The 12,212-nt window shown below is 47.0% G+C and carries 11 protein-coding genes; 5 read left to right on the forward strand and 6 right to left on the reverse strand.

Annotation, left to right across the window (positions count from 1 at the left end; genetic code table 11):
- Nucleotides 1-773 (reverse strand): hypothetical protein (locus B3A20_RS14300; RefSeq protein WP_290766187.1); only part of this gene is annotated, 773 nt, incomplete at its 3' end.
- Between the two features lie 296 nt (nucleotides 774-1,069).
- Here B3A20_RS14300 and B3A20_RS14305 point away from each other — a divergent pair.
- On the forward strand, nucleotides 1,070-2,347 hold the full coding sequence (locus B3A20_RS14305; RefSeq protein ID WP_290766190.1) for an O-acetylhomoserine aminocarboxypropyltransferase/cysteine synthase family protein: 1,278 nt from the start codon (nucleotides 1,070-1,072) through the stop codon (nucleotides 2,345-2,347).
- Nucleotides 2,348-2,466: 119 nt separating this feature from the next.
- Nucleotides 2,467-3,468: a bile acid:sodium symporter family protein gene (locus tag B3A20_RS14310; RefSeq protein WP_290766192.1), complete on the forward strand. Its 1,002-nt coding sequence runs from the start codon at nucleotides 2,467-2,469 to the stop codon at nucleotides 3,466-3,468.
- Nucleotides 3,469-3,565: 97 nt separating this feature from the next.
- Here the strand turns inward: B3A20_RS14310 and B3A20_RS14315 are convergent, their stop codons facing one another.
- The 4 genes from B3A20_RS14315 to B3A20_RS14330 all read right to left on the reverse strand — a co-directional run bounded on the left by B3A20_RS14315 (nucleotide 3,566) and on the right by B3A20_RS14330 (nucleotide 6,998).
- Nucleotides 3,566-4,498 (reverse strand): Rpn family recombination-promoting nuclease/putative transposase, encoded by a 933-nt coding sequence (locus B3A20_RS14315; RefSeq protein ID WP_290766194.1) that lies wholly within the window; start codon nucleotides 4,496-4,498, stop codon nucleotides 3,566-3,568.
- Between the two features lie 363 nt (nucleotides 4,499-4,861).
- Nucleotides 4,862-5,110 carry a hypothetical protein gene (locus tag B3A20_RS14320; RefSeq protein ID WP_290766196.1) on the reverse strand — a complete coding sequence of 83 codons (249 nt, stop codon included), beginning with the start codon at nucleotides 5,108-5,110 and terminating at the stop codon, nucleotides 4,862-4,864.
- On the reverse strand, nucleotides 5,107-5,739 hold the full coding sequence (locus B3A20_RS14325) for a hypothetical protein (protein ID WP_290766199.1): 633 nt from the start codon (nucleotides 5,737-5,739) through the stop codon (nucleotides 5,107-5,109). The genes B3A20_RS14320 and B3A20_RS14325 overlap by 4 nt, the downstream gene beginning before the upstream one ends.
- A 512-nt stretch (nucleotides 5,740-6,251) precedes the next feature.
- Nucleotides 6,252-6,998, reverse strand: a complete 747-nt coding sequence (locus tag B3A20_RS14330; protein WP_290766201.1) for a hypothetical protein — start codon at nucleotides 6,996-6,998, stop codon at nucleotides 6,252-6,254.
- A gap of 169 nt (nucleotides 6,999-7,167) precedes the next feature.
- On the opposite strand from B3A20_RS14330, the gene B3A20_RS14335 reads away from it, so the two are divergent.
- The gene (locus B3A20_RS14335; protein WP_290766203.1) at nucleotides 7,168-8,376 is read left to right on the forward strand and encodes a hypothetical protein; all 1,209 of its coding nucleotides are present in this window, start codon (nucleotides 7,168-7,170) and stop codon (nucleotides 8,374-8,376) included.
- A gap of 151 nt (nucleotides 8,377-8,527) precedes the next feature.
- Here the strand turns inward: B3A20_RS14335 and B3A20_RS14340 are convergent, their stop codons facing one another.
- Complete coding sequence (locus tag B3A20_RS14340) at nucleotides 8,528-10,192, reverse strand: putative transporter (protein ID WP_290766205.1); 1,665 nt, start codon at nucleotides 10,190-10,192, stop codon at nucleotides 8,528-8,530.
- Between the two features lie 199 nt (nucleotides 10,193-10,391).
- Here B3A20_RS14340 and B3A20_RS14345 point away from each other — a divergent pair, with 199 nt between their 5' ends.
- Together B3A20_RS14345 and B3A20_RS14350 are read left to right on the forward strand one after the other, a co-directional pair.
- Nucleotides 10,392-10,940 (forward strand): NUDIX hydrolase, encoded by a 549-nt coding sequence (locus B3A20_RS14345; RefSeq protein ID WP_290766208.1) that lies wholly within the window; start codon nucleotides 10,392-10,394, stop codon nucleotides 10,938-10,940.
- Nucleotides 10,941-11,005: 65 nt separating this feature from the next.
- Nucleotides 11,006-11,872, forward strand: coding sequence for a patatin-like phospholipase family protein (locus B3A20_RS14350; RefSeq protein ID WP_290766210.1), 867 nt, complete (start codon nucleotides 11,006-11,008; stop codon nucleotides 11,870-11,872).
- Nucleotides 11,873-12,212: the final 340 nt, after the last annotated feature.

A 12,212-nucleotide genomic window follows, 5' to 3' on the forward strand; every position in this document is an offset into this window, starting at 1 on the left:
AAGCAAATGCCCATGTCCAAACTTTCGGTATGGAGAGCAGAACAGCTTAGCGTTTCTACTCCGAAAGCTTCAAGAGATGCTCTTGCTTCTTTGTTCAACGAATAATCCGTAATAAGCCAAAAACGCCCTGCGGCTTGCGTCATAAGGGAATCATCGCCAAATCTTTTGACCACCGTTTTCTGATCTCGGGATTCCCAGACAATGCCTTCCGCCACCGTTTCATCCGCATCAAATGAGTTGTAGAATTCGTTAATCCGTGAATCGATAGCACTCTTTTGGACATCTTTTTCCGCCTTCATAAGGCAAAGACACATGTACCCCAAATCATCTCGGGAGGGACCATTATAGTCATACAGATAATACCAATAGCCTTCATAGCAACGTTGTCTGTAAATTCCAATATTTTCAAGGGATTCTGTTTCTTTTTGGTTTAGGGGATCCCTCATCACAAGCCAAAAACGCCCCGCGGCCTGAGTTTTAACAGAATCGATGTCAGACATTTGAACAGCTGTTTTCTTGTCACCATTTCGAAAAACAATTCCTTCAAAACGAGATACCGAAGAAGATGAAACCGCAGTACTAGACGTAGCCTCAACCTCGCTACTTGAAGAAATCAAGTTTTCAGACGACAACGCATCACTCGAAGAAACCACACTGTTCCCAGACATTTCGCTAGACGATTCGTTAAACGTTTCACAGCTAGAGGAAATCGCAACAATAGCATCATTTATCGCAACGGAGTCGTCACTACATGCGACAAGACAAAGTGCCAAAACACTTGAGCAAAAAATATTTCTCGAGAAGCGCATTTTTCTTTCTTTGTTCTTAATTTACAAAAAAAACGCGAAACACGACATCTTTTCATAAAATAAACGGCATTAAAAACAAAAGAAGCTGTTCAAAATACATTTCACAGTTATAACGTTTTCCTATTACCATCTATAACTTTTACCTAATTTTGCCAATACTTTCTGTTTTTCCGCCATTTTCGAAAATCTTTTCACTAGACCAAGCTATAGAATCTAACTATATTACAGGCCATAAATAATTTATAAAGGATTCTAAAAAAATGTCCAAGATCGAAACTCTTTGCATTCAGGGCGGTTGGCAGCCGAAAAACGGCGAACCGCGCGTTCTCCCCATCTACCAGAGCACCACGTTCAAGTACGAAACCACCAATGACATGGCCGACTTGTTCGACCTGAAGGCCAGTGGCTACTTCTACACCCGTCTGCAGAACCCGACTAACGACGCCGTCGCTAACAAGATCGCCGCTCTCGAAGGCGGTGTGGCTGCTATGCTCACGAGTTCCGGTCAGGCCGCAAACTTCTACGCCGTTTTCAACATTTGCGAATCCGGCGACCACTTCATCAGCACTTCCGCTATTTATGGCGGTACGAGCAACCTCTTCTCCGTGACGATGAAGAAGCTCGGCATCGAATGCACGTTCGTGGACCAGGACGCCTCTGACGAAGAAATCGAAAAGGCTTTCCGCCCGAACACCAAGTGCGTCTTCGGCGAAACCGTCGCAAACCCGGCTGGTAAGGTCCTGGACCTCAAGCGCTTCGCCGATATCGCCCACAAGCACGGCGTTCCGATGATCGTCGACAACACCTTCCCGACCCCGATTCTCTGCCGTCCGATTGAATTCGGCGTTGACATCGTGACCCACTCCACGACCAAGTACATGGACGGCCACGCCATGGCAGTCGGTGGCTGCATCGTTGACAGCGGCAACTTCGACTGGGAAGCAAACCACGACCGTTTCAAGGGCCTCACCGAACCGGATCCGAGCTACCACGGCCTCGCTTACACCAAGGCATTTGGCAAGGGCGCTTACATCACGAAGGCAACCGCACAGCTCATGCGCGACTTCGGTTCTATCCAGTCTCCGCAGAACGCATTCCTCCTGAACGTCGGTCTCGAAACGTTGCACCTCCGCATGCCGCGTCACTGCGAAAACGCTCTCGCCTGCGCCAAGTTCCTCAAGAACCACCCGAAGGTCGCTTGGGTTAACTACGCTGGCCTCGAAGGCGACAAGTACCATGAACTCGCCCAGAAGCAGTTCAAGGGCGGCCTCCCGTGCGGCGTTCTCACGTTCGGCATCAAGGGCGGTCGTGATAAGTCCATCCAGTTCATGGATAGCCTCAAGATGATCTGCATCGTGACCCACGTGGCCGACGCCCGCAGCTGCGTGCTGCATCCGGCAAGCCACACGCACCGTCAGCTCAGCGACGAACAGCTCATCGAAGCAGGCGTTGCACCGGACCTCATCCGCTTCAGCGTGGGTATCGAAAATGTCGAAGACATCATCGCCGACCTCACGCAGGCTCTCGAAAAAGTCTAATCTTTTACACCTCTATACACCAAAAAACGACACCGACATTCGGTGCCGTTTTCTTATTATCTAGCCACATCCCGCATATATGCCTATATTTAAGGCACCTCAAAAAGAAGGATATAACAATGCTTAATTTAATAAGGGCTGTTTGCCGCTTTTTATCGACATACACATCGCTTTTCGTCATCGCATGCGCGGTCATCGCGTTTTTCATCCCGACGCTTTTTGGCTGGGTTCACGGCAACACAAGCTCGATTATTCTCGGCATCATCATGCTCAGCATGGGCCTCACCATTACCATGGACGACGTCCGCAACTTGATGAAACGTCCCGGCGACATTTTCCTCGGTGCGGTTGCACAATACACCATCATGCCGCTCGTCGCATTTACACTCACGAAAGTCTTCGGGCTTGACCCGTATTTGGCCATCGGCATCATCCTAGTCGGTTGCTGCCCAGGTGGCGTTTCAAGTAACGTTATGAGTTTTTTGGCTAAAGGCGACGTGACCTATTCCGTGAGCATGACCATGGCAAGCACACTTCTCGCTCCGCTCATGACCCCGCTTTTGGTCCTTTGGCTCGCTGACACGAGCATCGAAGTGAACGCCGTCGGCATGTTCCTCAACATCCTTTACGTGACCATATTCCCGATTGCAATCGGCTTCACTTGCAACTACTTCTTCGGCAAGCGCGCAGGCTTCAAGGAATTCCAATCGAACATGCCCGCCGTGAGCGTTATCGGCCTTGCATTGATCGTCGGTGGCGTTATCGTGACCGTTCGCCCGCAACTTTTTGCGAACGGATTTGGCCTTATCGCGCTCATCCTTGCGGTGGTATTTTTGCATAACGGCCTCGGCTACGTGCTCGGCTACAATGTCGGTCGCTTGTTCAAATTCAACACCGCCAAAAAGCGTACTATTTCTATTGAAGTCGGCGTGCAGAACGCAGGCATGGCAACAGTCCTCGCCGGAGCATTCTTCGCCAACCCGGAGAATCTCGCCCTCCACCCGGAAGCAGCCCTCTGCGTTGTGCCGTGCGCCATCAGCTGCGCCTACCATTCCATCAGTGGAACAATCCTCGCCGGTATTTTCGCACACATGGACAAGAAGAAAGCAGAGCAAGGGTAAAAGCTAAAAACACAATCTTTACTTTCAATATTACAAGAAAGAGCTGTTGCATTCTTTGCAGCAGCTCTTTCTCTAAATGCAATTTCAAAACGCCGAATTATTTGACCTTCGACTTTTCTTGCATCGCTTTCGCTTCCTGAATTTTTTCTTCAGGAATTCCAAGCTTGCGCATAGCATCTAAAGCATCGTCAAAGCCTTCTTTACGTCCTTCTTCAAGCCCCTTTTTCAAGCCTTCTTCCCGACCAGCTTTTTCAGCGGCACGGCGGGCATCCCCGGCGCTTACAAAGCCCATTCTCTGTCCGATACTTTTCCATGCCATCTGAAGTTCCTCCACGGTACCTTCGTCAATATACTCTCCTAAATATAGTATGATTTTCTCAACAAGGGTAGCCTGCTCAGCGCTAGACATTTTACGAAGAATAGTTTCGACATTCGAGATAGCCGACTTAAAGCCTTCAGGACTGAAAGCGTATTTCATCGCCATTACCCCGACAGCCGCCGCAGGGGATTCGGATTCAACACAGGCAACATCGTCAGCTGCGCCAAGATTCACAAGCACGCACTCAAAAGGAAGCTCATTACCCTGGAATTTGGCACGAGCCCTTTTGCGAAATTCCGCCAAAGGATCCCATCCGGTAGGACCATTATAAATGATAATCGCCTTCGTCGGAATCCAGCTGAACACTTCGTCTTCGTGATCCAAGATGACTCGAAGAGCGTAACGCCCAACCTGATTAAGCATGCTCTTCTCCTGTTTGGACTTATGTTCCAAAAGAATGCCGACATTAATTTCACCGCCTCCCGAAAGATGCGCCTTGAACGCAATGTCCGCCTCGCCGCGCTCGCCAACTTCGCTGTAGGTGTCCGGCAGACGCACAAGCGTATCCAAGTTTACACCTGCAAGAATCCTATCAAGATCGCTATTGTTTTTACTGCAGATGTTCAACAGCGCCTTGGCATTCTTGGGAATGCTATACACATAGCGGAAGAATCCATCGTGGTCACGCGAGCGTATTTTTTCTTGACTCATTTAGCCTCCTAGTTTTGAAAAAAAGAAAAAGCATCCGATTTTTTTCGGATGCCTGAGGCCTTTTCAAGGGTTATGCATTAATGTATCAATATTTGAATATAGTGGCAAGCGGCGATTTGTAACTTTACTGTAAAAAAGTCTAAAAACGTTCACCCAGCCTCTTCAAAATAATTAGCACCTCCACGTACACCAACATCTGTGCGAAATACCAAATTATTGCCATACCCACAAAAACAATAAAAAGCTTGAAGCGCACTACAGGAGCCAACGGAGGTCTTTTTTTGTTCATTTTAAAATCCTCGTTTTTAAAAGAAAAGCGGGGCCCCCAACCGGAGTCCCGCCCCACAACACATTTATTAGGATTTATTTCGTTTCCGCCATCAATTGACCATCCAATTGCGACAGAGAACGCATCTTAAAAGCCCCAAACGTCCCCGCACGACAATCCAAAGCGATGCACGTGCTAGGGTTTTCTCGAGCCATTCTTTCAATATCTTCGGCAAAGGCACGAACCGCCAAAACGATTTCGTCAACAGAACCAGCACGGATGCAATCCGCAGTCCAGCTATGTTCAACGACTTCATTTTCCACAGTTACATTTCGAGCTGTCATGCAGCCTCCTTTGCGCCAACTTTACCAACTTTATACACAATAGACTTTACTAAAAGCCTCAGCTGCGTTAGCGGATGTTCTGGATAGAGATCATCATAAAACTGATCCTCGCCCATGCTAAAGCAACACCCCTCACGTGGCGTCCTATATATGTAATCATACCCGGTATTCTCTGAGGAGGTTCCGAAAATGTCAGCGACAATTTTGCGATACTCGTCCTCGTGAATAGACCTTCGTTGGTATGAATCACCACGTTCCACGCCAGACACAAACAAGCAAAACATCTTTCGGCCTTTACACACATACAAATTCAGGAAGTAGCACACTTTTTCCTTCGCCTGATCCTTCGTAATGTAATAGCGGCAAAGCACACCGTTTACCACCACATCGCGAAAATCGACGATACAGGAGTCATGTTTTTCCAAAGACCTAAGCCAATCTGCGCCACCAAAGGAACGTATCTCAGGCAGGAAATTCCTACGAGTTATTTTGCACGCCATCGCAAGAATCAAAGATTCCTCCGATTCACGGGCAAAATAGACCTTCTTTTCATCGCAGGTCTCTTTCTCTACCTTACGATACTCGGGAGGCATAAGTTTTTCGAGCCAATTCAAAAGAACCGGATCCACCTTTACCTGCCCTTTCTCCAGCTATACCGGCCAGAAGAATTTAACAGTTCTCGGATTTTCCAGTACTCCGGATTCCCCTTTCGCTGAAAGAATCTACAGGCGTCCGCAACAACACGGTAGAAACCGCGAGCGCCGGCTTGGTACGTTTTACCCTTTCGCGTTCTAAATCCAGCATCATTCGCCATGACCGTTACGTCCGGGATCCTCGTCGGGCGGCCAGAATCAAAACGCTCCTTAGCGATGGAGAAGATGAAATCAAAAATATTTTGTGACATAAAGTTTCCTATAATTAGTTTGTTTAAAAATCCTTTACAGGAGGGCTTTAAGAGCCCCTGCAAAGGCATTTTTGTTGGCTACCTCCTTCCCTTGAAGAGGGCTATCACCTCTGACACATATTGGAGACCTGCAAATACTAAGGTTCCAACGGATATGAATTTATTGAATGTAACCATATTTACTCCTTGATAATTTTTTTCGGTTTGGATTGTTTGTTTAAGTTTTTTTCAGCCACTTTATGCAGCTTTTTTCTTTAAGAATTCTCGTGGCAGGGAGACATCCAGCAACACTTGCTCCCGCGTCAAAAAGGTAGGACAATAAACTTCAGCCCTTCCATGGAATCGAAGAACAAGAAAGATCTCAGAATGTAGTTTATATTCATTATCAAAATCACCAACCACCGGAATTGCCAGCTGAACATCACGGCGATAAATCATTAGCTTAACAGACGACAAGCAGCCAGCAGCACACCGGACGGACTGATAAACGACCCGTTTAATCAGCGCCACAGATTTTTCCCGATTATCAGGGACCTTCAATCCCCAAAGTCGATCGTGGTGTTCCAAAGCATGATGACTTGCGTAAGCTAGGGAATCGCCTTGTACAGCCTTCACTGCAATGTTCATCAACGCCCCAACGTCCACACCCTTAGAAGACCGATTGGGTTCAAAACGACTCCAATCGACATCCTGAAACCTCAGCACGTCTTTCATAATATACGGGAACGGGCCTGAACCTCGTCGTCGGCACGCACGCAAGAACACCTTCTCCCCTAATCCATCAACGGGCAAAATCACCTCAGTCCTATCATTGCTGCAAAGCTGCCGCTCCAATGCAATTGACTGTTGGATTTGCCGCCAACCGATTCGTATCAACGAATCAGTGACCTCGACTGCGGGATTCGCCACTTCAATCACACGACGAGCATAGCAGTTCCACTTCGAACTAAAAACCAAGTCGTCCCATTTACAATTCTGAGCCATTTCAAATCTCCTTGTTTTCACGCTCCAAATGTATACATACATTTTAACTATGTCAATACCTCAAACTGTTAAATTTTAATTACTTTAGATAGTGTTATAATTATTTATCACCTAAAATAGTTCCGTAATTACTATATTCTCCTATAGACTTTGAGCATAGGAAAACGCCATGGAAACAACTACAGGGTTAATTCGCAGTATAGTCGCACAAAAAGAACTCAGCAACTTATTCAATCCCTTCCCCAAATTCATCCCCTATATAGGCGAAAACTACTTCGACTCAAACAAAAGGGTTTTAACCGTAGAATTTGCCTATTCCGAAGATACCCCAAAAAACATTTCTATAGCGAACAATATTTTTTCATCAAAAGAAAGCTTACTTCAGCATGTCGAAGAATTCGACTCTGTTTCTGTACCCCAAAAAACCCTTTTAGGCAACACACCCGCCAGTACAAGATTACGTAAACGAATCCGCATGCACCTTCCCAAGCACAATATAGAGGACATCGCCTTTTACTACTTTCTACCCTTTTCTATAGTTCGAAACAGCACCAAAATCAATCCAAATGACAAGAAAATAGCCACCGAACTATTCGAAGAAATCATCAAGATCCTAAAACCCCAACAAATCGTATTCTTTGGGAACGTAATTCTCAACAACGATATAGCCGCATTTCTCGAACAACAGAAAATATCATTTGAAACAATATCCTTAAGAGCCGACTTTTCAAGTCGAAGTTACAACGCAGAAGACATATCGGATTCACCATCAAAAAAGCATGGTTTGCAAAAACTCGTTCAAATAAGCAGCATCATCAAATCCAAAATAGATTTCATTCCTAACGAAATCAGAGATTCCGTAATAGAATTACTTGACGAAATCGACTTTATGAACAAGGGAACATCCAGAGCAAACGCTTCTGATGTATTGCAAGACAAAAAAATTCAAAAATACATCTTCTTAAAAGACATTGTCCAAGAACTCAAGGCAATAAACAAAAAAATGTATATGAAAGACTTAGGACGGTTGCTCAACGCCAATGATTTCAGAAGCGCAATCGGCAAACAATTTGACCCCTACAGCAGAGGAGTGTATAAACTTGTCGACGCTACAATCAATTACTATAGCACAAATAAAAGCACCAACGATTTGGCACAAGACATAAAGGAACGATTCATCCCCAATACGCAAACAGATGATGGGAACACGATTTCAGCAACGCTTATGGCAATCCCGCTAGAACGAAAATACGGCTACAAATCAGTAAATCTAAATACCAGTTACGGTTACGATAATATACAAGAAGAACGTAATCGTATTTTTGGCGACAATATTCCAAGCGATTACGCACCGAAAAATGCAACAAACAACGATTAAAAACTTTTGACACATTTTTGGATATTGTCTTGAACATTTATGAAAAGGGCGACTCTTTCGAGCCGCCCTTTGTTATGACCAGGAAAACCAAAAACTGTTATCGTGCCGCGCGCATCTTGATATACATTCAACCGCGCATCTCGCCAACGCTTTAAGAGATTAGCAGTATCGCGAGCACTTGCCCACTCAAGATTCTTAGCAGCATCGTAAGCGGATAGACAGATGCGTAACCAACGTTTGTCGCTTCGGAATTGCTGAGTCCGTTTGCGAACGCAAGAGCCGGAGGGTCTGTCGTTGCACCTGCAAGCACACCGCAAAGCGAGAGGTAATTGACCTTGAACACAGCCTTGCCAACAATCGCCACAATCATCAGCGGGAAGAATGTGATAATTGCCGAGAGCGCCATGTAGTAGAATCCGTCGCCGTTCAAGAGCACATCGAAGAACTTGATGCCGGCATTGAGGCCCACGCAGCTGAGGAATATCGTAATGCCGAGTTCTCGGAGCATGAGGTTTGCGCTGTTTGCCATGAAGAAGTTGAGCGGGCCAATCTTACGTTTACGGCTAAGGATAATCGCGACAATAAGCGGGCCGCCAGCAAGGCCGAGCTTGAGCGGGGTCGGCATTCCAGGAATCGCGACTGGGATGCTACCGACAATCACGCCAAGGAAAATGCCAAGGAATGCGGGGAGAATTTCCGGATGGTCAAGTGCCGTGAGCGAGTCACCCAATTCCTTTGCTGCAGCGGCAATGCTTTCCGGCGTACCGACCACGAGCAACTTATCCGCAAACTTCACGCGGATATCAAGGCGCCCGGTGAACTTGAATCCGCCACGCGTCACGCGGCTCACGGTCACGCCAAAGCGGTCATTGAGCGCAAGCTGCTGAATGCTCTTGCCAAGAATTTTCTTGTTCGTCACGAGAATCGTCTTGACCGCCAAATTCGACTTCTGGAGTGTAATCGGATTTTCTTGCTTTTCGCCAATAATCTTCTGCAAGCTTTCAATCGCATCCGGCATTCCGACGACATGCACCAAGTCATGGAGTTCAAGCGTCATATCGCCCTTCGGCATGTTGATCACCTGGTCGCGAGCATGGCGCGTCACCACAGCACCCGAAGAGATAAGGCCCGGAATGTCCTTGATCTTGCAGCCCACAAGATTTACGTTATCCACACGGAGCGTGCAAGAGACAATTTCCTTGGACTGTTCTGCAATTTCTTTCTGGTATTCTGCGGCAGCAACTTCCGGCTTTTGCCTAAAGAACAAGCGCACAAGAATCATCACAAGAATAATGCCAATCACGCCGAACGGGTAAGCCACCGCATAGCCAACGCCCGTGAGTGAAGCGTCCACGCCAGCCGCCGTAAGCGCCGAGTTTGCAGCACCGAGCGAGGGAGTGTTCGTCACGGCACCGCAAAGCATGCCAATCAGCACCGGCACGTTATCGTGCATACTTGTCGTGAAGTAAATAAGAACGGTAGCAAGTACACCCAGGAGGACAATGCTCACCGCAAGAATGTTGAGCACCAGACCGTGTCGCTTTATGGAGTCAATAAAGCCCGGGCCTACTTGCATACCGATTGTATAGACAAAGAGAATGAGACCAAATTCCTGCATAAAATGAAGAACGCTGGGCTCGATCCGCATTCCGATATGACCGAGAAGGATTCCCACGAAAAGAGCGCCAGCTCCCCCAAGGCTCACGCCTTTCACCTTAACCTTACCCAGCATGATGCCGATGGCAGCCGTCAAGGATAGCGCGAGTACTTGTTGCCCTACGGAGGGCTTTGCAAACAGGTCAATTAGCCAGTCCATTTTATACACCTTCTTTTTTTCGCACCCAAATGTAGCATAGGAGATTGATAATGACTAATAGATTATTCATATTAGATTAATCACAAAAAATGATAGATATACCATTCCGAGCATCGCTCCCCTGCTATAGGTAATATAAATACTTTTTCGGGAACATTGCTATATTCTTCAGCAAATCCTCAAACCGCAGGTGGCGAATATGGCAGAAGAGATGATAGACATTTTGAACAGCGACGGCACTCCGGCAGGGTATACCCGCGGTCGGACAGAGGTCCATGCAAAAGGCCTTTGGCACCGCACCGTCCACATTTGGGCATTTGCACCCGACGGCAGAATCGTTTTTCAGCTCCGGAGCCACCTCAAAGAAAACAACCCGAACCTGCTCGACACGAGCTGCGCAGGGCATATTTCGGCAGGCGACGACAGCCGTCACGCAGGCGTCCGCGAACTCCGCGAGGAGATGGGAATTACCAAGCGCCCCGAAGATCTAGAATACCTTTTTGAAGCGACCCACGAGAATGTCCTGAACAACGGAACGTATTTCGACAACGAATATTACGACACGTACAAGATAACGCTTTCCGATGAAGAATTGGGACATCTCGTTCCGCAGCCAGGCGAAGTGGATGACTTCATTTTGATGACACGCGATGATTTTTTGGCCTCACACGCTCAAAATCCCGAAAAATTCGTGGACCATCCCAAAGATTACGCTTGGATACAGTCAATACAAATTACACAAAAATAAGTTTAAAGTAATGTAAAAGCGCCGGCCAATTATATAGATTATTACAATTGGATTTGGGTCTTTTTATGAAGTACAAAAACACAGCCATTGTCGTCGAGGGCGGCGGTTTACGCGGGTCGTACGCCGGCGGAGTTCTTGACATACTCGCCGACAAAGAAATCAAGTTTGGCGGTGCCTGCGGCACATCGGCAGGCGCCACGCACTTGTGCAGCTTCCTCTCGGGGCAAATCGGGCGCAACTTTCGCGTCGATACCGTGCACTCCAAGAGCCCGCGCTACATGAGTTTCAGGAACCTGCTTTTCACAGGCGACTACTTTGCTTTTGACTATTGCTACAAGCAAATTCCGTACAAAATTGACCCGTTTGAATTTGACAAGTTCGCCGCACAGTGCCAAGAGACCGAATTTCGCGTCTGCATGACCGACGTCGAAACAGGCCTAGCCGAATACCCGCGCATTCTGGATTACCGTAACGAAGACGACATGAACCGCATTCGCGCATCGGCAAGCCTCCCGATTTTAAGCAAAATCGTTGAGATCCATGGGAAAAAATTTCTGGACGGAGGCGTCGCCGACAGCATTCCGTTTGAACCCATGTTCAAAAGCGGTTTCGAACGCGCCGTCGTAATTCTTACGCGCCCACTCGGCTACCGCAAAAAGCTTAACAAGGCCCTCCCGCTCGTTAAGCTCGCATTCCGCCATTACCCGAAATTCGTCGAAGCAGTCGCCACGCGCCATATTCGCTACAACCAGGCACTCGACAAGCTCGCCAAGCTCGAATCCGAGGGCAAAGTCTTTATCTACCGCCCGAGCCGTCTCATCAAGATTTCGGACATAGAAAGCAACAAAAAGAAAATCGCCCAACTTTACGAGCTCGGCAAGGAAGACGCGCACAATAAAATGTCAGATTTGCTGAAATTTTTGGAAGGATAAGGCTTTTTCAACTTTCCAAAACACGAAAACGCATATAAAAAAGCCGTTTTTGGCTTTTTATATGCATTACACAAGCAAAACAACCGCGCAGAATTAAAAACATGCATATAAAAATTGATTTTCTTGAGTTTTATATGCAGTAAACAGCTTTCAAAAGCCAATCCAAGGCTCCATTTCGTCCAAAGCCACACGAAAACGCATATAAAAAAGCCGTTTTAGGGCTTTTTATATGCACTGCGCAATTTTTACAGCCTTAAAATCGGCCAAAACCCGAGGGAAATGGCATTTCACAACGCTCGTTGAACATTTTACAACATTATACCACGGTTTCTCAACGGCG

The sequence above is a fragment of the Fibrobacter sp. UBA4297 genome (assembly GCF_002394865.1).
Lineage (GTDB): Bacteria > Fibrobacterota > Fibrobacteria > Fibrobacterales > Fibrobacteraceae > Fibrobacter.

Coding starts and splice junctions, on each gene's coding strand:
- B3A20_RS14305 (WP_290766190.1), top strand. CDS start 1,070: ATGTCCAAGATCGAAACTCTTTGCATTCAGGGCGGTTGGCAGCCGAAA.
- B3A20_RS14340 (WP_290766205.1), bottom strand. CDS start 10,192: ATGGACTGGCTAATTGACCTGTTTGCAAAGCCCTCCGTAGGGCAACAA.
- B3A20_RS14320 (WP_290766196.1), bottom strand. CDS start 5,110: ATGACAGCTCGAAATGTAACTGTGGAAAATGAAGTCGTTGAACATAGC.
- B3A20_RS14350 (WP_290766210.1), top strand. CDS start 11,006: ATGAAGTACAAAAACACAGCCATTGTCGTCGAGGGCGGCGGTTTACGC.
- B3A20_RS14330 (WP_290766201.1), bottom strand. CDS start 6,998: ATGGCTCAGAATTGTAAATGGGACGACTTGGTTTTTAGTTCGAAGTGG.
- B3A20_RS14310 (WP_290766192.1), top strand. CDS start 2,467: ATGCTTAATTTAATAAGGGCTGTTTGCCGCTTTTTATCGACATACACA.
- B3A20_RS14345 (WP_290766208.1), top strand. CDS start 10,392: ATGGCAGAAGAGATGATAGACATTTTGAACAGCGACGGCACTCCGGCA.
- B3A20_RS14335 (WP_290766203.1), top strand. CDS start 7,168: ATGGAAACAACTACAGGGTTAATTCGCAGTATAGTCGCACAAAAAGAA.
- B3A20_RS14315 (WP_290766194.1), bottom strand. CDS start 4,498: ATGAGTCAAGAAAAAATACGCTCGCGTGACCACGATGGATTCTTCCGC.